This window comes from Halobacillus salinus (assembly GCF_004684905.1).
GTDB lineage: Bacteria > Bacillota > Bacilli > Bacillales > Halobacillaceae > Halobacillus > Halobacillus salinus.
Map to the genome: position 1 here is coordinate 68,355 of NZ_SRJC01000001.1, position 22,925 is coordinate 91,279.

15 protein-coding genes are annotated in these 22,925 nt (G+C 44.0%); 13 read left to right on the forward strand and 2 right to left on the reverse strand.

The features are described from left to right. Positions 1-27: 27 nt before the first annotated feature. Entirely contained in the window at positions 28-297 is a 270-nt protein-coding gene (locus tag E4663_RS20060; protein ID WP_206663468.1) for a hypothetical protein, read from the reverse strand. A 295-nt stretch (positions 298-592) separates the two neighbouring features. Here E4663_RS20060 and E4663_RS00350 point away from each other — a divergent pair, with 295 nt between their 5' ends. The 11 genes from E4663_RS00350 to E4663_RS00400 all read left to right on the forward strand — a co-directional run bounded on the left by E4663_RS00350 (position 593) and on the right by E4663_RS00400 (position 16,754). After that, positions 593-1,369: an FxLYD domain-containing protein gene (locus tag E4663_RS00350; protein WP_135326224.1), complete on the forward strand. Its 777-nt coding sequence runs from the start codon at positions 593-595 to the stop codon at positions 1,367-1,369. Positions 1,370-1,394: 25 nt separating this feature from the next. Further along, the gene (locus tag E4663_RS00355) at positions 1,395-1,739 is read left to right on the forward strand and encodes a DUF4064 domain-containing protein (protein WP_135326225.1); all 345 of its coding nucleotides are present in this window, start codon (positions 1,395-1,397) and stop codon (positions 1,737-1,739) included. A 365-nt stretch (positions 1,740-2,104) separates the two neighbouring features. After that, the gene (locus tag E4663_RS00360; protein ID WP_135326226.1) at positions 2,105-6,310 is read left to right on the forward strand and encodes a hypothetical protein; all 4,206 of its coding nucleotides are present in this window, start codon (positions 2,105-2,107) and stop codon (positions 6,308-6,310) included. Then, the gene (locus tag E4663_RS00365) at positions 6,303-6,494 is read left to right on the forward strand and encodes a hypothetical protein (RefSeq protein WP_135326227.1); all 192 of its coding nucleotides are present in this window, start codon (positions 6,303-6,305) and stop codon (positions 6,492-6,494) included. The genes E4663_RS00360 and E4663_RS00365 overlap by 8 nt, the downstream gene beginning before the upstream one ends. Beyond that, the gene (locus tag E4663_RS00370; RefSeq protein WP_135326228.1) at positions 6,491-8,494 is read left to right on the forward strand and encodes an AAA family ATPase; all 2,004 of its coding nucleotides are present in this window, start codon (positions 6,491-6,493) and stop codon (positions 8,492-8,494) included. Before E4663_RS00365 ends, E4663_RS00370 begins: the two co-directional genes overlap by 4 nt. Continuing rightward, entirely contained in the window at positions 8,487-8,930 is a 444-nt protein-coding gene (locus tag E4663_RS00375; protein ID WP_135326229.1) for a hypothetical protein, read from the forward strand. Before E4663_RS00370 ends, E4663_RS00375 begins: the two co-directional genes overlap by 8 nt. Before the next feature lie 144 nt (positions 8,931-9,074). Continuing rightward, the gene (locus E4663_RS00380) at positions 9,075-10,958 is read left to right on the forward strand and encodes a MotA/TolQ/ExbB proton channel family protein (protein WP_135326230.1); all 1,884 of its coding nucleotides are present in this window, start codon (positions 9,075-9,077) and stop codon (positions 10,956-10,958) included. A gap of 13 nt (positions 10,959-10,971) precedes the next feature. Further along, positions 10,972-11,682 (forward strand): OmpA family protein, encoded by a 711-nt coding sequence (locus E4663_RS00385; RefSeq protein ID WP_241657078.1) that lies wholly within the window; start codon positions 10,972-10,974, stop codon positions 11,680-11,682. 97 nt (positions 11,683-11,779) lie between these two features. After that, positions 11,780-12,907 carry an EH signature domain-containing protein gene (locus E4663_RS00390; RefSeq protein WP_206663469.1) on the forward strand — a complete coding sequence of 376 codons (1,128 nt, stop codon included), beginning with the start codon at positions 11,780-11,782 and terminating at the stop codon, positions 12,905-12,907. Next, positions 12,904-15,594 carry a DEAD/DEAH box helicase gene (locus E4663_RS00395; RefSeq protein ID WP_135326232.1) on the forward strand — a complete coding sequence of 897 codons (2,691 nt, stop codon included), beginning with the start codon at positions 12,904-12,906 and terminating at the stop codon, positions 15,592-15,594. Before E4663_RS00390 ends, E4663_RS00395 begins: the two co-directional genes overlap by 4 nt. A 71-nt stretch (positions 15,595-15,665) precedes the next feature. Further along, positions 15,666-16,754 (forward strand): helix-turn-helix transcriptional regulator, encoded by a 1,089-nt coding sequence (locus E4663_RS00400; RefSeq protein ID WP_241657079.1) that lies wholly within the window; start codon positions 15,666-15,668, stop codon positions 16,752-16,754. 1,156 nt (positions 16,755-17,910) lie between these two features. Here E4663_RS00400 and E4663_RS00405 read toward each other — a convergent pair. Continuing rightward, positions 17,911-18,876, reverse strand: coding sequence for a restriction endonuclease PLD domain-containing protein (locus tag E4663_RS00405; protein WP_135326233.1), 966 nt, complete (start codon positions 18,874-18,876; stop codon positions 17,911-17,913). A 213-nt stretch (positions 18,877-19,089) separates the two neighbouring features. On the opposite strand from E4663_RS00405, the gene E4663_RS20105 reads away from it, so the two are divergent. Next, positions 19,090-21,456 (forward strand): DNA cytosine methyltransferase, encoded by a 2,367-nt coding sequence (locus E4663_RS20105; protein WP_241657080.1) that lies wholly within the window; start codon positions 19,090-19,092, stop codon positions 21,454-21,456. A 324-nt stretch (positions 21,457-21,780) separates the two neighbouring features. Beyond that, positions 21,781-22,887 carry a DNA cytosine methyltransferase gene (locus E4663_RS00420; RefSeq protein ID WP_135326234.1) on the forward strand — a complete coding sequence of 369 codons (1,107 nt, stop codon included), beginning with the start codon at positions 21,781-21,783 and terminating at the stop codon, positions 22,885-22,887. The last annotated feature ends 38 nt before the right edge of the window (positions 22,888-22,925 follow it).

Consider the following 22,925-nt stretch of genomic DNA (forward strand, 5'->3'; position numbering starts at 1 on the left):
GGAGGTGCTTCCTTATGTTTCAACTAATCAATAATCACCATTCAAATAATCCACAATCTCCCGATCCATCGCCTCAAGCCTCTTCCTATAACTCGTCTTCGTAACGTCAAAGTTCTTCTCATACTTACACATGTAACAAGAACAACACATCCGCTCCTTGTCGAGACGACCAGGCTCCTTCACCCAGGGATGCGACTCCCCAGAGTGCCAGGCATTCCGCACGATGTCGAGCTTCCGATTGATGGCCCGTTTCCGATGATGTCGATAGTATGCACGATTCCGGTTGATGATGAACACAACCTCTCCTTGATATTCATATCAACCTATAAGGAAGCAAGGAGAATCATTTCGTTCCCTACAGGCTGATATTTAGAGAGGTTCCAGCAGTCCGTTGCAGCATCCGCACAACTCCTATCCGTTATGTAGTCACTTCGCTTCATAACCTATCAGAACCACCAGCCCCCACGCAAGGAAAAAAGCATCACCCATCTTCCTTTTCATTTACAAAAAAGGGAACGCCTGTTGGGAGCACAAAAAAATGCCCACCCTTTCTCTTATGATGTAGTCAACAAGAAAAAAGGAGAGATGCACAATGAAAACGACATGGGTAAAAGGACTGGGGACAGCGATCATCGGATTGAGCCTGCTTACGGCATGCGCAGAGGAATCGACCATGAGCAGCAGCGAAGCGGAAGGAAAGACTACGGAGGAGAACACCGAGCAGACGGAACAGCAGGAGCAGCAGGAAAAAGCGGAAGCCGCCATCGAAATCAAGACGGAAAAATTCGGCGCCTGGAAGGACAGCATCGACAACGTCTACGGCAGCTACTCCGCCGTCATCACGAACACCGGCGACAAGCCCGCGATGATCGGCGACATCCAGATCAACTTCGAAGCGGAAGACGGCAGCATCCTCGGTACGATGCCGATGGTCCTCGCCGTACCGGACATCGTCATGCCGGGCGAGACCGCCTACATCGGAGAGAATACCGGACTTGAGAGCGTCAAGGACGCAGGAGAAGTCGCAGGCGTCAGCACCAACATCGACTTCAGCTCGACCGACGAAGAACCGATCATGCTGAAGACCGAGAACGTCAAGCTCAACGAAGGAAAAGACGAGTACTCCAACGCCTACAGCGTCACCGGCACCGTCATCAACCCGAACGAAGAGATGGCCGACGACATCCGCCTCGCCGCCGGCCTCTATGACGCAGACGGCAACTTCCTGGCGACCCTCACCGGCAGCATCATGGTCAGCCTGAACAAAGACGGCAAAGCAGGCTTCGAACTGAACTACCCGGAACTACCGAAAGAAGTCCGCGGCAAAGCGGCAGAAGTCAAAGTGAAAGCCTACAACTGGACCTTTTAATCAAAATAGATCGGAGGAATACACAATGAGCAGAACAACGGAAATGGTACTCGGCATATTAGGTGGATTATTCGGATTCGGGGGCGCGTTCTTCGCCCTCTTCATGGGAGCGGTCGACGAATCGTTCAACGGCACAAGCGAAATATCAGGACTCGGCACGAGCGCCTTCGTCTTCAGCATCCTCGCCATCATCGGCGGCATCCTCGTCAAATTCAAACCGAAAGCAGGCGGCTGGCTCATGCTCGTCTCAGGCGTCGCCATCCTGATCTCGATCAGCCTGTTCGGCGTCGTCCCGGCCCTGTTCCTAATCGCAGCAGGACTGATGGGCATCATCCGGAAAGAAAAGAAGCAGACGGAAGCGGCAGCATAGAAAGGAGAAGAGCAGGGCTTCCGGGTCCTGCTCTTTCACCATATCGGAAGGTCCGTCCCTGTCCGGTTCTATAGTAGAACGATTACAATTCTGTTGCAATTTATTCCAAAGTAAATTGGAATTTTGGAATAGATGACTAGCAGAGAAAAGAGTAATGTCAATTAATTTCCATAAAGAATTGGGAATCCAGTTGGTCAATACTACAGAACGAGCGTTCGTTGTTCATATTTTTGCATACCTTCTTCTGTACTATGAAGGATAGGAAGAGCCCTTAAAGTTTCATAGGGTAATATGATAAAATGAGATGATATTTCAAAAGATTATTAATAAAAGGGGTTTAATAGATGGGGACTATATTTTCATTCATGAATGAAGTAGCTCCAGATTTTGTAGAAATCGGGCAACAGATAGACAAATCATTATATGAACAACCCGACAGTGCGCTCATCCAGGCGCGTCTGTACGGCGAACACCTCGGGAAACTCGTGTCGAAACAGGAGAAGCTCGAGCAGGCATACGAAATCAAGCATGTCGACCGTTTACATAAATTATGGAGGAGCGGCGTTATCGAAGACGAAATCCATCAAAAATTCGACTGGATCCGGAAAAAAGGGAACAAATCAGCCCACGAAGCGGGGTCAGGCGATGTCGAGAGCGCCATCAGGGCCCACCGGACGATATACGACCTCTCCGTCTGGTACGTCCAGCTCTATGTCAGTTTCGACTTCGATGTGCCCGCTTACGAAGTGCCGAAACCGAAAGCGGATCCGGCCATCGATCAGGAGAGTCTCGCAGGCATGCTGCAGCCGCTCCTGGACGAGTCGCTGCAATCGGTAGTAGGAAAGCAGTGGCAGGAAATGAAGAAAGAGATCGAAGAACTGAAAAAGGTGCAGACCCCTTTACAGGAAGCACCATCACCAGCTCCTGAACCACAGCCTGAAAAGAAACAGCCGGAACCGGAAGAACCCGAAGAAGAACCGTTCGGCCTCTTCCGCTACTTGGAAGACGAGCACGGGCTCGAGGTCCTGGACAAACGCCCCTACGGAGGGACGATATGGGTGGTCGGCGACTGGGCTATCAAAGACGCCCTGTTCGCTTTGAAAGAACACAAATTCTATTTCCGGTTCGCCAAAAAAGGTTCGAAGTCTACCAAAAAGCGACCTGCCTGGTTCATGATGAACAAATGGAAGGAAACGAAAGAACAAGAGCAGGAACGTCTTAAAAATGCGGCGAAAGCAGAACCATCCGCTGACAAGGCACCACAGGAAACACCGCAACCTGTCACAGCAGAGGAAAAAGTGGACACGACGGAAGCGGAAGCACCTGTGAAGGATATACCGGAAACGCCATGGACGACCGTGACGTTCCGACCGGTTGCTGAAATCGACCACATCGATCACGGGCAGATCCGTATCCCTTCTCATCGCGATGATATGGAACTCGCAGCGTTCGGACACGAGACGATGGAACATTTGGCTGAACGCTATTCCGTACGGACGTTCTCGGATTTATCGGAAGAAGTCCTGCGTTCCCTCTACAAAGAGGATAAGGAAATGTTCCACCACACGATCCAACTTTTCTATGCACTCGGTGTCCGTTTCAATGGAGCGTTGGCACAGTTCCAACCGGTGTCAGCATTATCCGAAGATCAGTATCTGTTCGTCGAAGGGGACGGAGCACGACGGATAGCCGAGTGGATGCCGAAAACGTATGCTGCACGCCTGGACGAAGTCGGAATCGACACAGGGAGAACCTTGTCCGGAACGCCGCTCAGCTCGTTGGAATGGCTGTTCAAAGATTTGTATCCGGAAGTGTTGACTTTTTTTCAAAGGCGTGAGGAAACCGAAATGAAGCCGGAACCTAATTCAGTTCCTCACGACAGTGAGCGTACGATAACGTTCGGTTCCGAGCAGTTGTTTCTGTCGGTTCCTTTGCAATCGATGAGTCTCGATACCGACCATTTCCACGGTATGAACAACCTGATCCAACAGCTGAACGCGGATGGGTGTACGACCGTAAGGGACCTGCCTTCAGACTTGGAAACGCTGAAGAAGTATAACAGCGTGGGCCCCGGCATCATCAAGAAGCTTTGGGGGCAGCTGGTCGATTATTCGCAGGCTCCAACTCAAGAAGAGGAAGAGACCTTGCCGGAAGGGGTCATCGCATTCGAAGGTGAGCAGGTGTATATCCCGGAAGAAGTGCGTGAACTCCCTATCGGCACTACAGAATTCACGGCCGTGAATCCGATCGTCCGTCAGTTCGATGAGCAGGGTATCGGAGTGTTCGGGGACCTGCTGGATAAGTTCGACGCCATTCCGAGTTGGAAAGGCGTCGGGAAACGGAAAGTGAGGGCTTTCTTAGAGCAACTCAAAACCGTCATAGAAGCAAAAGGCGATGAGATCGAGCATCAGGAACTGATTGAGAGCATGACGCCTGAAGAACTGCGGGAGCATCGCTTCCGTAACGTCGAAACGAACATAGACTCCGTCATCCAGTCGGAATCCTTCCGCAAGCGATATAAAATAAACGACCGTTATCTAGAAATCATCAAGCACAAGCATGAGGAATTCCTCCAAGGTAATAACGTGACGCTCCAGATGATGGGCGACATGATGGGTGTGACGAGGGAAAGGGTCCGCCAGATATTGAAAGTCGGCCATGAAAGGCTGCTTCCGTTGACAGGAGGTTGGCTCGATGAACTAACCAAGAGGCTGGAGACGGAAGTGGTAATCGATAACAGCTGGCTCGACCGCAAACGGACCGACCACTATATCATCGGGGAAATCCTCCAGAGCCAAGGTGTTTCGATGGAGAAGGACGACAGCGTCATGACGACCCTTTCGTCTGAGGCTTTCGATGACTTGGAACATTCTATCAGAAAGGAGTTCGAATCCCATTTTTCATTGAGGACTTTCGGACAACCGGAAATAGACGAGTGGGTACAGAAACAGTCGGAATCCTGGCGCCGTCCAGCTTCCTTGTATGTCACGTGCACGAAGGGACTGGTTCGGTGGGCCGACGGCAATACGGGTGTCCTGTCGTCCCATAACAAACGGGATATCGTCGAAATGGTCATGAAGCAGCTCCCAGACGGCGTCGAAGTGTACAAGGATGAGGAAGAATTGATAAGAAGAGCGAATAGATTGATGCCCGGCAAATTCGGCGGGGAACGTAGCTTCGCTGCCATCGCCTCGCGTGATGACCAGGCTCATATCTTCTACTTGTGGGGGAGAGGGGCTTATATCCATGAACAGTTCGTGGATATTCCCCATGATTGGATAGCACGTATCCAGCAGGAAGCATTGAAAGAACTGGAAGGAGTTCCGATGGTCAACATCCAGAAACTATTCAATGCCCATGAAAAAGAAGCGATCGAGCGGGGCATACCGAATGAATACGCCCTCTATACCCTTATGCGCCGCAACCCTATCCAAGGATTGTCGTATCCGAAGTTCCCGAAAGTTGCACATGAAGGGGTGGAGTGGAAACGGAACAAAGAGTGGATCCGTGATTTCATCGCAGAGAACGGCGGGGTCGTTTCGACTGCGGAATTGAAGGAAGAATTCATCGTGAAGCATGGGTGGAAAGATTTCACCCTTCAGCACAACTTGTCCAGTGACGATGAAATCATCCAATACAAGCATGCCCAATATACGCTGTTATCCAACTACCATCACATCACGGCGGAGGATTACCGCAATATCATAGATCAGCTCGACGAGATGCTGGAAGAGCAACCTGTCGTCCAGATCGGTAATATCTTCGATGAAAAGAAAGTGTATCTGTCCGGCCTGGGAGTGGAAAGTACGTATTTGCTGTATGCGACCTTGAAGAACGTTTATGACGGACCTCACCTTTTCCCTAGATACCCTTACGTGACGAGGGAGGATATCGAGGATGACGAAGTTTCTGTACGCTCTCTCGTCGAGGAATACCTGAGAAGTGCAGGAGCCGAGGTGCCGAGAGAGGAACTCCATGAATGGGTGACGACGGAGATCGGGGGGCATGACCGCATCGTGGACCACGTCCTACAGCAGAGTGAAGACATGTTCTTTTACACGAGAGGTCGTAACGGCGAGTACGTCCACCGTGACGTCATCGGCTGGGACGAAACCAAGAAGGAACAGCTGCATGAGTACTTGCTGGAAGAGACCCAGAAGGTACTCCACAAGAACGGAAACGCAGTCGTGACTATCGAAGACATCTTTTCCCCTTCCGGATTGCCGGAGTTGGATAATGGAATCCCTTGGACGGAAGACTTGCTGACGGACTGCATCAGACGGGATGACAGATGGAAGACCATCGGTTCCTTCCACTGGATCATCAGTACTCCGCATCTCGATTTCCCGTTCGATGACAACAAAGGGTTCGTCGCCTACGTCCTCGACAACGAGTTCGGAGGAAGTGTGAAGCGACGGGAACTGATGAGGTACCTGGAAAGCATATCCTATTCTAAAGAAGGCGACTTCCTCCATGAAGTCTGGTTACTCATCGAAGATGGCCAGACCGCGTTCTCGGTGGAAGGCGACGAAGTCATCATGAAACACTTGAAGGAGGAACGATATGAGTGACGAAGCGAATCTGTCCGAGCGGTTGCGACCTTTCATCGAAGGGGAGGACCCGCTCGTCCAGAAGATGATTACACATACATTGGATGAAGTGAGCCGCAAATCCCTGTCCGTCGACGCCATCAGCAAGAAGATGAGCCGTCGGCTGGACCAGTGGATGCGTGAAGAAGAGGAGGGACGGTCATGATCATCACACAACTTACGATGCACCATTTCAGGCAATTCTATGGAACACAGACCATCGAGTTCGCCCATGATGGGGACGAGATGGTGACGGTCATCCTCGGAGAGAACGGACGTGGAAAGACAGGTCTGTACCGCGCCGTCATGTACGCCCTGTTCGGCGACCGTACGCTCGAACAGGATGCGAAAGGCAAAGGCGTCCTCCTCGCCAATTCCAGAGCGTTGAAGGAAGATGAAGCCGGTCAGCACAGAGGAATCGAATCGTCTGTACGGATCCGGTTCCGTCATGCGGACAAGGATTATGAGCTCCATCGCAGTCAGCTGTCCAGACAGCAAGCGAACGGGAAAGTCCACGAAGAAGCTTCCGAGTTGATCCTGATCGATCACACGGACGGTTCGCGCATCACCAAGAAGGAAGAAGTGGAACGTTTCATCCATGACCTGCTGGACGAGCGCGTCAAACACTACTTCTTCTTCGACGGAGAACGTATCGAGCGCTTGACGCGTGTCGATGAGGACCAGAAAGAGGAAGTCGCGACAGGCATCCGGAACCTTCTGAAAATCGACCAGGTGCTGAAATCGAGGGACGTGCTCGGGCATATGCTGAAGGCGACGTCGAAGCAACTGGAGAAACATTCGACCGGCGACTACAAGAAAGCCCTCCAAAAGCGCAACAGTCTGCAGGAACAGATCGAAGAAGCGAAAAACGAACAGGCACGCATCAACAAGGAGCAGACTGCGTTGGCCGTCCGTATACAGGAAATCGACAATCGACTGGAAGAACTGTCCCAAGTCAGCGTCGCCATCCGACAGAGGCGCGAGTTGGAGAAGGAGAAAGAGGGCGTAAGCAAAGGATACGCCGAAGCCCAACAGGCGTTGACAGCTCTCCACTCGACCATCGGCCTGCTGATGGCACGGGACGTCCTTTATGAAGTGAAGAAACAGCTGGACTTCTACTTGGGCGAAAACCGGTTGGAAGAGACGATGACGGCATCAGGACTGCAAGAATTGATCCATGACCTCACCTGCATCTGCGGACGGGCATTCGATGAGGATTCCGAAGAGTACCGACGCCTCCAATCCCTGTACCGTTCCGTGAAGTCACAGGAATCCAACCAAGCCTACTACGAGATGAAAGCCGAAGTCATGCAACTGATCGGCTACCTGGAAGGGAAGGAATCCGAACTTTCTGAGAGACTGTCGGATTTGAAGTCCTACGAAACACGACTGGAATCATTGAACTATCAGATCGAACAGCTGAACCAGCAGGTGACGGGCTCGAGTGAACAATCCATTCAGGAACTTGGAGAAGAGCGTGAAGCGGTTGTCACCCGCAAAGCCCAGCATGAAGTCGAATTCCGCCGTCTCGAAGAAGAATGGACGGAACTCGAGAACGAATTGGCTAAAGTAGACCTGCAATTGAAAGACTTGAAAGTCAAAAGCGGCCTGCACCAGCAGCTCCTCACCAAAGAAGAGAAGCTGAAAGAATCCGTGGATGTCATGGACCGCGCCATCAACGGTTTCGAACAGGACGTCATCCAGGACCTTGAACTCGCGACATCCGAGAACTTGGCCTATCTGCTTGATGATAGCGGGAGACAGAACCTTCAGGACGTCAAAGTGGAACAGGACTACTCCCTGGAGGTCTACAACGCATTCAACCAGCCGTTCCTTGCGAACATCTCACAAGGCCAACGCCAAGTGCTCTCGCTGAGTTTCATCACGGCACTGGCACAGGTAGCCGGAGGGAACAAAGCGCTCGAAATGCCGTTGTTCATGGATACGCCGTTCGGCAGGCTATCCACCGACCACCAGGAGAACCTGATGAACTTCATCCCGCAGATCGCTTCCCAATGGATCCTGCTCGTGACCGATCGAGAATACGATGAAACGGTGAAGCGTAAGTTCGAATCTTCCGGAGTCGTCGGCCGTTTCTATCGGCTGGAGAGTACGGAACCTGGTGTCACGACCATCGAAGCGGGGGAGGTGCTGAACCATGATTAAAGATACTGGATCATTACGTGTGAGGGTGCGTCCAACCTACTTACCGTTATATAAACAATTGTTGAAGAGTCGCCAAATCCGTCAGCACAGTGAATTCTTCACAACGTGCTGCTTTCTTCCAGGGCCTTCTGAACGAGTAGACATGGGCAACATAACTGAACTCTGCCAGGCAAACTCTTTCACGGATTATCAATTAACTGCCTTGTCGTCATTGGGTTATAAAAAGAGTCAAAGGATACTGGAGCCCAATGAACTATTTGAGATGATGGAGAAGGAAGCAGATGCAGGGATGACATTCCTTATCACTGAGTTATGGCATGATCTTGTTAACTTAAATCAAGATGAAGACGTGACTCTCATACCAGGTCAGGAATTCGAGGCACAGGTTAGGTTGATTAAATTCGTTCAAGGAAAACTAGAGGAAGTTCCTTTCTAACTGATTCATAAAAAGAGTGGAGTTCTTAGGAGTTCCGCTTTTTTTATGCTTTTAAATAGTCCTAGTGTAGAGGTCCTGGTATGAATCTAGTAAAATAGTAGATATATGTAATTAAACCATTCAACAAAAGGAGAAATAAATGTTATGGATTGGATAATAGAAGTCTTCTTGGGTGATTCGTATCGTGTGTGGATGACCGTTAGTTTTATAAGTATAGGATTAGTAGTTTTAAGTAGATATCTATTCATGGTTCAAAGTACTAGCAAATTTATAAATATCTTAGAACAGTCAAAAGAATATGTTGGAAACATTGATTCTAAAACTGCTTTCATAGAAGAAAAGTTGAGAGATTCGAATTACATCCATTCCTCATTAAGAACGAGTTGGAATAGTTATTACACAGACTTCCAACAAACGACAGACGGGTTTACGCTGGATCCTTATGATTATTATAGAGAAGAGAAATTTGTACATAAATACGGTTGGAGGAAATTTGTCGAAGTAATTCCTGCTATTTTTGTTTCAATAGGGATTCTCGGGACATTCCTTGGTTTGATTGATGGAATGAAAGACATTGATAATACTGGTGACGCCTCTGGCATGATGGAAGGTGTTCAAACTCTTTTGGGTGGCATGAGCTTTGCCTTTTATTCATCAATTGCTGGTATCATATTTTCTATTGTATTTCAGTTAATAGATCGTACCATTCTATATAATTTATTAACGGGAAGCTTGTTGAATTTAAGAAAAGCATTCGATGAGGCACTACCAGTAAAAACAGAAGGAAATATACTTTATGATTTAGCGCAGTCTCAAGAAGAACAAATGAATGATTTTAAGACTTTTTTCTCAGATGTATTGATCCCTCAGTTAACATCAGGAATTTCTGAAGGTATGTCCACTATCATGAAGGAAACATTAAACCCACACTTAGAAAGAAGTAATGAAATCATGGAAGAAGTCGTCAAGAACACTACTGAGAGACAAAATGAGAAAATGAGTGAGATGGTAGATTCATTTATTCAATCACTTCATGAAGTGAGCGGAGATCATATGAAGAATCTAGGAGAAGCACTTCATAAAACAGTAGAGTGGCAAGAGAAAGTTCATAAAGAAATGGGAACACTTGTAGATGAAATGAAAGATGTGGCAGAAAAGCAGTCTGAAATGGCGCGAAACACAATGGATTTGAGTGAACAAATGAATGCTTACACTTCTACCTTGTCTGAATACCAGGACGGCATGGTAGATCTCACTAAAGAGTTAAATGAAATTACAGAGAATAATACAGAATTATTAGGCGAGATGAAGCAGTTGTCCGAGTCTGTGAACAATCAACACCAAGATTCTGAAGATAGGCTTCAAGGTCAAATGGAGCAGTTAACGATTTTGATGTCCAATATCACAGCTCATGGGAGTACATTTACAGATCTACAATCAGAAACGAATAAGACAGCGGAAGCACTTACAAGATCTTATACACAATTAGAAGAACACGCTGAAACAAATCGACTATTGAATAATTCTCTTATTGACCAGCACGAGAAATCAAATGAATGGAGTGAAAAGACACAGCAGCTTCTTGAAGATGTTGTAGAAAATATGCAAGTCAATGAGCAGGTACAGCATCAGATGAATGATATGTTTGACAGGATAACGTCTGAAAGAGAAAAAGTAGAGTCAATGAAAGAGGAGCAGCTAAATTTAATGAGGCAGAGTATAACAGACCTAAAGGAATACTGGAAGGAAAACGAATATCTACTTTCTGAAAACAAAGAACAGTTTGCTGCTGTAAATGATACGTTGAGTCAATCCATGGATGAATTTGCTGATCACATGCAAAAGGGTGTACAGAGAACATTTAAGCAGTTTGACAATGAACTGGAGAATGCTTTGAAGCACTTAAGTAAAGGAGTTAATGGTATTCAGCAGGTTGTAGAACTAATGGAAAGAGACATCCATAGCGTGAATGGAAATATTTCTAACTTTAATGAGTCCATAAGCCAAATAGCAGCAACAAAACAGTAAGAGGTGAAAAGCAATGGCGAGGAAGAGAACAGAACGTTCTAAGGATATAAAACATTATCAGGAAGAGGGAAATCACTACTGGATGTCCTACTCTGATTTGATGAGTGCTCTACTGCTTATTTTTGCTCTGCTGCTTATGGTAAACATGTATGGAAATCAAAAAGAGATCGAAGCAAAAGACAAAGTGATTGAAGATGTTATTGGGGTTAAAACCAAACTAATAGAAGAGCTGAGGCAGACATTTCAGGATTCAAACCTTCAGATGGAAATTGACCCTCAAACAGGAGCTATTCGTTTTTCAAATGGAGTATTCTTCGAATACAACAGTTCGGACATATCAAAAGAGGGACGGAAAAATCTAGAATCATTTGTTCCTGCATACATTGGAATTCTTCTTTCCGAAGAGTTTCGCCCACACATTTCGCAAATTATCATTGAGGGACATACAGATGACAGTGGGGACTATTTATACAATTTAAATTTATCACAGAATCGTTCGTTTGCTGTAGTGAATGAAATTATGGAAGACGATTTCCCGGAATTTGAGTACAGATCCGAACTTCGTGACATTATTACTTCCAATGGCAGGTCATTCAGCGAACCAATCTTGAATAATAACGGGAATGTAGACCCTGAGAAATCCAGAAGGGTGGAATTTAAGTTCAGGTTGAAAGATGATGAAGTTATTCAGAAGATTGAAGAATTGGTGAGAGAAGATGAGTAGGTCCTTCCCATCATTTTACTTTTATCCAAAGAAAGTAACAGAAGAGACGAAACGTATTTACAATTTGTACAAAAACGCCGGAGAAGCATCAAATTTCATGAAAAGAAAAGAATTACCGAAGCTAATTGAGGAAATTCGTAAACTCCCATACCAAGAGCCAGTATTGAAAGAGTATGCTGAAAAGTTAATCAGCTTGGAAATAAGTATTCTTTCATCAGAATACCCTTATGAGTTGAGCAATGAGGAGCACTTTCTCGATAAGGTTGTAATAGTTCTTACTCACTCATACAACCGTATTGTAGGCAGCCGCTTTTGGGGGCATTTACATGTCATTCCTGAAGATAAGCATGTCCATCAGATGTTGTCCGTCGTTTTTAAAGAGGAAGATCCACATTTTCTTTCCTTAAGATCAGACATTCGTAAGGAGTACAATCAAATCTTTTCTAAACCCGCAGGAGATGTCCTTAGGCTTATTGCTGAAAGACTTGGAAGTTTACCTCAACCTTTGGAAGAGAATTTTGAGAAGTGGATGGTTCAAGAGGGCAGTCGTCTTGAAAGAATGCTTTGGATTCTAATTCTCGGCAAATTTATGAGTCGTAAGGGATTTCTGGAGCATCAAAATTTGAAGCGTATTACTGAAGTTCTGGACACTTTCAACCCAGACACATATAAAAAGCTGATTATTCCTTATTTACAGTCAAACGATTTTCAAAACTTCAAGTCTGAATTAATGAAACAACTTATTGGTCGACTGGGGGATCCCAGGGAGACGACTAAAAAGTGGAGAAGTGTCCCTGGAAATGCAGTAAAAAAAGTTAAAAGTTGGCTTTACAAGTACGACTTGTTTCAGTTCCTAGACAGCGAGCGGTTTAAGTACTGGGAGAAATATGTCCCAAATATCAAAGCGCTGAATTTTGAACAGAATCCTCCAATGGCAGCGATGGAATTTGATCGTTTTGTTGTTTTGGAGTTCGGTAACACTGGAAATGCTGCCTACTTCTATGAAGTGGAAGGGTTCAATACTTATATCCTCCCTAAATTCAGCATTACGAATGTGGAGGGAGACCTTAAAGATAAAGAAGCTCATTTTTATATTCATAAATTGTCCCATATATCTAACAGAGGGAGACCGACCTGGTATAACACCTTTGACGATTATATGGAACACTTTATGAAGGGGGATTTTAAATACAGGAAATCTTCAAGTGGGGGGTGGAGACGATGAACTTTTTTAATAGAAAAAAGAAGCATGGTATTGAAATTCATAAACGGTTTGGAAATGAAGGTCTCCATATCTCAGTAATGAAGAAGGGAGAACTTCTTCCTCTACCATTGAATTTAAGATCAGATGAAATTGCTTCCTTAAATAACTTAGGAACTGTGTTGGAATTAGAAGAGCTCTTTTATGAAGGAATGTTGAAGGAGGAGGCGGAAGGTTATCTCCTTCCTTACGAACAGGTTTATAACCTGACAGAAGAAAGTCGCGCCCTTCTGGGGTTACCAGTTAGAACAGTCCCGCTTTTTATAAAGCTTGATTCGAAAGGCTTTGTCAGTTCGTCAAACTTCCGATTGGAAGCAAAGTATGGAACTGAAGACCAGCCGAACCTTTATAAGGTAAGCGGGAAACACGGTCCATTTATCTTATCTCCGGGGAAAGATGCCATTCTTATCCCGAAAGAACAACACGATTTTATGTCGTTAGTAGAACTTCCTCTTCCGGACCGTAGCAGCCAGTCTTTGTTTTACCATATTGCTGAAGTCAAAAAGCTTGCTGATCAGCTGGAAATTCCTGTGAGTGAACATCTAAAAAGGGAGCAGTATGAGTTCATCGAAGAGATGGAGTTGGATGTTCATAGGGACTCAGCCGGTATCTCAGTCACTTCACTCTATAAGCATGACAAACTTAGTGACAGTACCCTATCGAATCCTGATCTTACAAGAGCAGGGTATGGTCAGTTGGATGGGAAGAGAGTATTTGTGGCTAATGAGACGAAAAAAAAAGCCCAATCCATTCAACAACTAGATAAGATAAAAGGAGATGATATTCCGAGGTTTGTTCAAAACCCTGAAGGTTTTCTCCCTGAGGATATTGCGTATTCGCGTGATCTTTTTGGAGATAGAGTGAAAAACCTTGGCATACGTGTTTACAAAGCTTCTCCTTATATACATGCAAAAGAGTCCAACAATGGATGGTTTGATTTTGAGACAGGATTTCAATTCAAAGATGACGGAGGAGAGACCATTTTTTCTGAAGGGGAGGACTTCTTTTCCGAAGATGGCAGTCAATCATTTAAACAAGTGGATGAGGATATATTCGTCACGATTCCTGATCAGGTGCAGGAGTTCCAGGATCGTTCTAGAAGATTGAAAGAGTTCAGTCAACAAGAATCAAATGCTAAAGCATACGTCTTGGAAATCTTCGAGAACTTGCAGAATGTTGAATACAATCAACCTTTGCAGGAAATGAGAGAGGCCCTTCATGATAATAAGATAATTGATAAGACCCCACCTTCTATTTTTACTGCAACTCTGCGTCCTTTCCAAGAAGAAGGGTATGTATGGATGAAGTCCCTTCGTCTCTCAGGGCATGGAGGTCTTCTGGCAGATGACATGGGTCTTGGGAAAACTATTCAGGTTATTGCATATTTAACCTATTTAAAAGAACAAAGACAATTGACTCCCACCCTGCTAGTAGTTCCGAAAACGTTGATGGAGAATTGGCTGAAAGAGATAAAAAAATTTGCTCCGCTTTTAGCAGAGAACTGCATATGTCATATTGGGGCTGATCGCTTGAAGGACCCTGATTTGATCAGTCAGTACGATTTAGTATTCACTACCTATCAAACTCTGGTGAGGGATCAGATCACTTTAGGTCAAGTAGATTGGCAGATGGTAATAGCGGATGAGGCTCAACACATCAAAAACCCATCAACCGGTGCTTCCGTTGTGCTTAAGGCATTGAAAAATAAAGGGCGAATAGCTTTGACCGGAACACCTGTAGAGAACAATTTATCGGAACTTTGGTCCATTGTAGACTATGTCCAGCCTGGTGTGTTAGGCAGTTTGAAATCATTCAAGGTCAGATACGAAAAACCACTACAAAATGAGAATGCCGACTTTGCTTCCATTCAATCAGACATTGAAAGCCAAGTTAGGTTTATTTACAAAAGACGTACTAAACAAAACCAACTTAAAAAAGAACTACCCGCTAAAATTGAACATCATGGTGAATGGCTTGCGCCTCTTGGAAAACAACAACATCATTTATATGGACAAATCCTCTATAGCATTCAAGCAAAACAAATTCCAGCCATTAGTGGTATACAGGAATTGAAAAAGTTATGTTCTCACCCAGGCTTAGTGGATGCTGAAATGAAAACTTTGAAAGTAAAAGAAGTACCTAAGCTTTATGAAACTATTAAGTTATTGAAAGAAATTCAAACAACAAAAGAGAAGGTACTTATCTTCACTGAATATCGACTGATGCAAATTATTCTTAAGCAAGCTATAGCTGATGAGTTTTCTATAAATCCAAAGATCATAAATGGAGCAACTGAATCACGTCAGTATTTGGTTGATAACTTTAATGAATTGGAGGGTTTTAACGTCCTCATTCTTTCACCGAGAGCTGCGGGAACTGGATTAACAATAACAGGGGCAAATCATGTCATTCACTATACAAGATGGTGGAATCCGGCTGTTGAGAACCAAGCAACTGATCGAGCGTATCGCATTGGTCAAGATAAAGATGTTCATGTTTACTATCCCATGGTCACCAGCGGAAAAGGAAACACGGTGGAGGTTGTAGTAAATAGGTTGTTAGAAGAAAAGAAAGCTTTAGCGGAAAATATTATTGTACCCAGTAAAGACTTGGATACAGATCAAATATTAAACGATATAACTATATCATGAAGTAAGAAGAAATAGTTTGCATTCATTGTTGATTGCAGATGTGCAAATTTTTGTATCCCGCTTATTTTATAGTGAAGGTAAAGTTAAAACGACCACAGGAGGATTTAGAAATGGAACTCAACAACAGTACACGCATCCTGAAACTACAGGAACTCCTCTCCCAGGAGACGGACGAATGGAACCAGCTCAGCATGAAAGAAATCGCCGAGAAACTGCGCTTCATCTTCGGCCCCGAAGCGAAATTCGACAGCCGTACATTGAAACGCGACATGAACACCCTGGGTGACGTCGGATTTGAAGTCATCGAAAACCCCGGCGAATTCAACAAAACGCTCTACAGCTACCAAGACCGCGTCTTCGAGACATACCAACTTCGGTTCCTGAACGACGCCGTCTTATCGGCACGATTCATACCGGAAAAGGACAAGAAGGAACTTATCAAGCGCCTGCGCCAGCTGACGAGCAAGCACATCGCCAAAACACTTCCTGATCCGGTCCTGTTCCACCAGACGTCAAGCGACCCTTACGAGCAGGTCAAAATCAACATTGATCACGTACATACCGCAATATCGGAACGGAAAGTGCTGCACTACCAATACGGAAGCTACAACGTGAACAAGGAGTTCGAACTCCACCGCAACGGCGAAACCTATGAAGTCGAACCGTACGCCCTGATCTGGCAGCAGGACTACTACTACCTGATCGGCTACTTCCGCGGCACAGGCGAAATGCGCCACTACCGCCTCGACCGCATGCGCAACATCTCCGTCACAGAAGAGACGTTCAAGAAAGACCAGTTCGACCTGCAGAACTACGTCGACCAGAGCTTCCACATGTTCTCAGGCGAAGACACACGCATCAAAGTCCAGTTCCACAAATCCCTGCTCAACGTCGTCATAGACCGATTCGGAATTGATGCCTCGATCAAACAGATTGATGAAGATCATTTTGAGCTTTCAACGAATGCGAAGATGAGTACTGGGCTTGTGGTTTGGATTATGCAGTGGGGGAGTAAGGCGAAGGTGGTGTCTCCTGAATCTCTTGTTGAATGGGTCAGAAGAGAAACGCGAGCCATGTATGAGCAATACTCTCCTGACAACGTGGAGGAAAAGCAAACACTGAATCATGAGATTGAAAGTGGGAGCGTTGATGAGTTGTAAAGATTACAAGGGGAGTAGATGAATTCCAGAAATCGTAAGGCCATACAGAGAGCTAAAGAATTATTGAATCGTCTGGAGAAAGAGTCCTCTGACTAGTGAATGAAGTGTCAGGGAGTGAGGGGTCCTATGGAAAACCAAGGTGGAAAATGAAAGACCGTGAAGTTATTAGATTCCGGTTCCCCATTTTCTTATACAAATGCAGATTCATAGTCATTTTCTACGAGAATATCTATTCGTATGAAGAAATAGAATTGAGTCGCATTTTTCTACAAAAGGCTCCTCATAACGAAATAATTCCAAAAAAATAAAAAAGTATCTTTTTTTATGACACCTAATGGGTCACTCCCTTCGATTATAGTATCGAGGGATTTCTTTTTATCCCAATAATGGGCGAACTTTAAAAAACAGTACAGGTAGATTGATCTGTTGATACGCTTCTCAGCCGCTATGTTTTGTGCTCACCCTGTAGAGTGTATTTACAAAATTCACAAACAAAGCCGAATGTGACTCTCAGTACGTGGGCGGGTCATAGCTTCAATTAGAAGATTTTAGTATGAAAAAATCATATGATCAATTAATTTAAGAAGCTGTTGGTAACCGAATACGCCACATGCATAAAGAGAAAAATCTAACTCAGGAATAACTAGCCTTCCAAGCAGACATCGACCGTACACATATGAGCTTTATAGAAAGAGGTCAGAAGTTTCAGTCTTTACTTACTTTATCGAATTGCGCACGTTCTTGAAGTTCACCAGGTTCCCTTTTGGTAGAGGTGGAAGAGTCTCCTGATCTACCCGATGGAGGTGAGATCGATTAAGAAGGAGTGGGTTTATCTAAACTGTGGCAAATCTACGTTGGTTCTTGAGATTTATGAAGTGGATCGATTTTTGAGAGTTCAGAGGTTGATGGGTTGTATTACAAATCAGAGGGTGAAGAGAAGAAGGGAGCTATAATCACCCTGTTCTCGATGATTCAGGACGCCGAAAATTGAATGCTTATTAAAATATTAAACTTTGAAGGCTGAGTTGAAGAAAAACGACCATCAAAGGAGGACCTGGATGGTCTTTTTTACAGTTTTCAGCTTTTTCCAAACATCTAGATTCTGTTTGAATCATTAGGTTTGTTCCTGAGCCCGCCTCTGACATCATTTGAAGATTTACACCGAGAAATCTGCATGATACGTTCCTTCTTGAAGCAGTGTTAAAGCAATACTGTTTCTACCATATTGATCCAAGTGCTGTTTTGTAACCAGATCATCATCATTTAAACCTAACCTACTTCTAATGTAAGACCCCAGTATGTTTTTGTTTGTCGAGGAACATAACTGTTTTGGATAATGAAATTGATTAAAGGCCTGAGTGCCCTCTAACACTCCCTTCATTAAGGTACCGTCATCCCATATGATATCTACAGCTTCATTTTTTCTACCAGTCCTGCCATCATCAGTAGCGGCTGCCAGCATTCTTTTAGGAGGGAATAGATAAGGGTGCTTTTTTAAATCTTCTATTCTAACAGCGATATAAGCATCGCCTTTAACAGTGTTTCCTTTACTGAACCCCCAGTTCAAACCACTTTTCTGGGGAACTTCATTCTTTTTTGGATTATAAAGCTTCATATCACATGAAGTAGTCGAACCAGAGTTTAAAGGACTATTCTTCAGTTTTGCTGTTGGTGGAGGCTCGGTAATCTCATCACAGAGATAAGATTGAGGTTCTATTTGGCTGAGGTATTTGTTTAGGTCTTTAAAAGCTTGCTCTTTTGTCTCCGCGAGTGTCTCGCGAAAATTAACAGAGAGTCCGCTGGTACTGAAGTTGGCAGAACCTATCAGCGCGTACATAATTTCTCCGTTTTTTCTCCATATATAGCAGTTCGAATGCACGGGTACGTGTGAGTAGAGGATTTCATGTTGTGGCTCATGTAATTTTACCAGAGTATCGTGTAGGATTTTATGTATGGATTTAGTGCTGTACATCCCGTAGATAACTTTAGTGTGAATGTTCAAGTCCTTCAGATCCTGAACAGGTTTAGGGCTTATGTAACTGGATAGAATAATTAATTCATCGGAATCAATATCCATGTGTTTGTTTAATACTTCTTGTTCTAAGTCTTCTGTAAAAAGCATGTTCATTCCCCTCCTAAAAAAGTGTAATCCACCACACTTTAACATTAAGAACATCATTATGTAATGATTTAGGATGTTACCTAATACGAAGTTTCCCAACTGTGATTTGTATATTGAACTTATTCTGGAGATGTGTTATCTTTTCTTTGTTTTGATTATAAGCTATAATAAGATTAAAATAGCGAACGTATATTCTCGTTAAGGAGTATGGAAATGCTAAAAACAAATAAATATAAACCGACAGTAATTGATTTGTTTTCAGGTTGCGGCGGTTTATCGTACGGTTTCATTCAAGCTGGTTATGAGGTTCTCCTTGGTGTTGATAATGACGATGCAGCTCTTGAAACCTTTGAGTATAATCATCCAGACGGGAAGTCATTGAATGCAGATTTGTCAAGCGAGGATTCAATAGAGCAGATTAGAAGTAGTATAAATAATAGAAAAGTAGATGTTATAGTGGGCGGTCCTCCCTGTCAGGGATTTTCACTTACAGGCTCACGGAAGGTGGATGATGAAAGAAACAAATTGTATTTAGGTATGGTGAGAGCCGTTGAGGCATTTAAGCCTGAAGCTTTTGTACTTGAGAATGTTCCTGGACTTGTTACTTTATTTAAAGGTAAGGCCAGAGAAAAAATTATTAATGACTTTGAAAGACTAGGTTATAACGTTGAAGATAAAATAATGACTGCAGCTGAGTACGGAGTTCCTCAAATGAGAAAAAGGGTAATTTTCGTAGGGACCTTAAAAGAGAACTTTAAGTTTCCGGAACCAATTTATTCCGAAGGGAATTTTATTTCAACGAAAGAGGCTATAAGCGACCTTCCATCTTTGGAAGATGACTTAGGTAAAGATGTAGCTGAGTATATATCCAAACCAAAAACTCCCTACCAAGTTAAAATGCGTACTCATTCTAATATCTTACACAATCATGTAGGTACCAAGCACACGGAGGAAGTAAAGAGTGTAATCAAACAAGTTCCAGATGGGGGAAACCATAAAGATTTACCGCCCGGTGTAGGTGAAAGCAGAAGGTTTAATGAAGCATGGACTCGGTATAACAGTAATAAACCTTCCAAAACAATTGATACCGGACACAGAAATCATTTTCACTATAAGCATGACCGAGTACCTACAGTGAGGGAAAATGCCCGTTTACAATCTTTCCCTGATCATTTCCGTTTTATCGGAAATAAAACCCAACAGAATAGGCAGGTCGGCAATGCTGTTCCTCCTATTTTAGGGTTTCATATCGCGAAGGCATTGTTACATTACGTGGAATCTCCTGTTGGTATTCCTGCGGGAGAACAAAACTTGAACGTGATCGATTTATTTGCTGGATGTGGAGGGCTTACAGAAGGGTTTAAGCAGACTAATGCATTTAACACAATAGCAGCAGTGGAGTGGGAAAAGACTCCGCTTGAGAACTTAAATTATAGATTGAAAAATAAGTGGGGTATTACTGACGCTCAAAGAAGAACCATTCACTTTGACATCCAGAGAACCGATGAGCTGTTCCGTGGTTGGAATAACGATCCTGACTTTGGGGATGGAGAAGGATTGGATTCACTGGTCGCAGAATCTGGTGGAGTCGATGTGATTATCGGTGGTCCACCATGTCAGGCCTACTCTCTGGCAGGTCGTGTAAGAGATAAAGACGGGATGAAGAATGACTATAGAAACTATCTTTTCGAAAGTTACCTTAAAGTAGTGGAAAGGTACAAGCCTAAGGTACTGATTTTTGAAAATGTGCAAGGTATGTTGAGTGCTAAGCCGGGAGGAACACCCATCAGCCAGCTCATTACTCAGGGGTTTGAAGATATCGGATATGAGTTGATAGGTGACATTAAGTCCAATGCTCTTATTGATATGAGTGAATATGGTGTGCCCCAGAAGAGAAAAAGGGTCATATTGGTAGCTGTTAACAAAAATACCTATAGTGACACTCAGAAGGTTCTCAGCACTTTTTATAATGAAATTCTGCCGAAGTATAAAGAGGAACTCTCTACAGTGGAAGATGCAATAGCAGACCTGCCACCTTTAGTTCCATTGTCTGAAGAGGAAAAGCAAGGTGGAAGAAAAATGTCGCATAATCCAAAGGAGTACAACGTTCTTAATCATACTCCAAGGTTTCACAACCAAAGAGACATTAGTATATTTAAGGAGCTCGCTGAGGATTTGCAGGAGGGGACAAATCGATTTACCTCTTCTGAAGCTTTAAAGAATCTCTATACGGAGAAAACCGGTAAAACGTCAAATGTCCACAAATACTATGTCCTAAGGTGGAACGAAGCCGGCAATACGATTCCTGCCCACCTTTATAAAGATGGATTGCGGCATATCCATCCTGATCCTGCTCAGGCAAGATCCATTACAGTGCGTGAGGCAGCGAGACTTCAAACATTTCCTGATGACTACGAATTTACAGGTACTTCCTCAGATCAATATAAGATGATAGGGAATGCCGTCCCACCCAAGTTTTCATACAAACTAGCGCAGGCGATTCTTGATCTCGTATTCAGCAGGTTTAATGCAGATGAATTCACTGAACAAATGAGTATGGAAAACAGTTTCTCTATATAAATAAAGAACATTCGTCATAAAGTGAATTCTGACCTGATTCAGCGGCCGTTATGCAATTGCATAACGGTCTTATTTTGTTTGAATATTCTAGTCAACATAAGTCTGCGTTCCACATGAGTCTGTAGCTGAAAATAAGTAAACCAATGTAGAAACTGATATAAGATGAGTAAAACTATGTAACTTTGAAAAAATGCACCTATGTTAGATTTTTCATGGCATTTTAAATCCAAATAGTGCTGCATTTAGAATCCATAACATGTAAAATAATAGGGGGGGAGACTGGTACATACTCTACAAGAACAATGAAAGAAGGAATGTCTTAAAATGAGATTTTATAAAGGAGAATTATTTAGTGGTCCAGGTGGTATCGCGAAGGGGGCTCAAGAGGCTAAAGTTACACAACCTGAAACAGGAGAGTTGTTTCACATTGAACACCGTTGGTCAAATGACCTTGATTTAGATACTTGTCAGACTTTTGCAAGAAATATTTGTGGAAGGGATTTTGATTCCACTGTACATCCTGGACCGGTTCAGGAACTTCCGTTAGGGAATAAGGATGAATTGCCGCCTATTGATTGTCTTACATTCGGATTTCCCTGTAATGATTATAGCCAAGTAGGGAAGAAGAAGGGGCTGGAAGGGGATTATGGTCCATTATATACTTATGGAATAAAAGCTATAAAAGCATACAAACCTATATTCTTTGTAGCCGAAAACGTAGGTGGCCTCAAAAGTGCCAATGAAGGTAAAGCATTTGTTCAGATCTTAACCGATTTGGAAGAATGCGGATATTATTTAACGCCACACTTATATAAATTTGAAGAATATGGAGTTCCTCAAGCACGCCATAGAATCATAATAGTGGGAATTCGAAATGACTACTATGAAAAGGGGTACCAATTTAAAGTGCCTGCTCCTACAACGAAACACAACTATGTTACGGCAGGTGAGGCCCTGACTGTTCCATATGAAGACGATGTCTTAAATCACGAACTCCCAAGGCACTCTGAAAAGGTAATTCAAATGCTTGATCATATAGAAGAAGGTGGAAATGCCTGGAGCCCTAATTTACCTGAACATCTTAGATTAAAAGTAAAAGGAGCACGGTTAAGTTCAATATATAAGAGGCTTGATCGAAACCGACCAGCTTATACCGTTACTGGAAGTGGGGGCGGCGGGACACATATGTATCATTGGCAGGAGAATCGAGCACTAACAAACCGGGAGAGAGCGCGCCTGCAAACGTTTCAAGATGATTTTGAGTTCTGTGGCAGAAGAGAATCTGTGAGGAAACAAATTGGTATGGCTGTTCCTGTAGAAGGAGCTAGGATTATATTTGCGGCAATTTTAAAAACATTTGCAGGTGTTGCATATGATCAAATAGAGCCCGATCCAAAGGTCCAACTGAAAAATCTGCAACATTCTAAATAACTTTTCTGCTCTACCTGTCCCACATGAAGGAATGATTT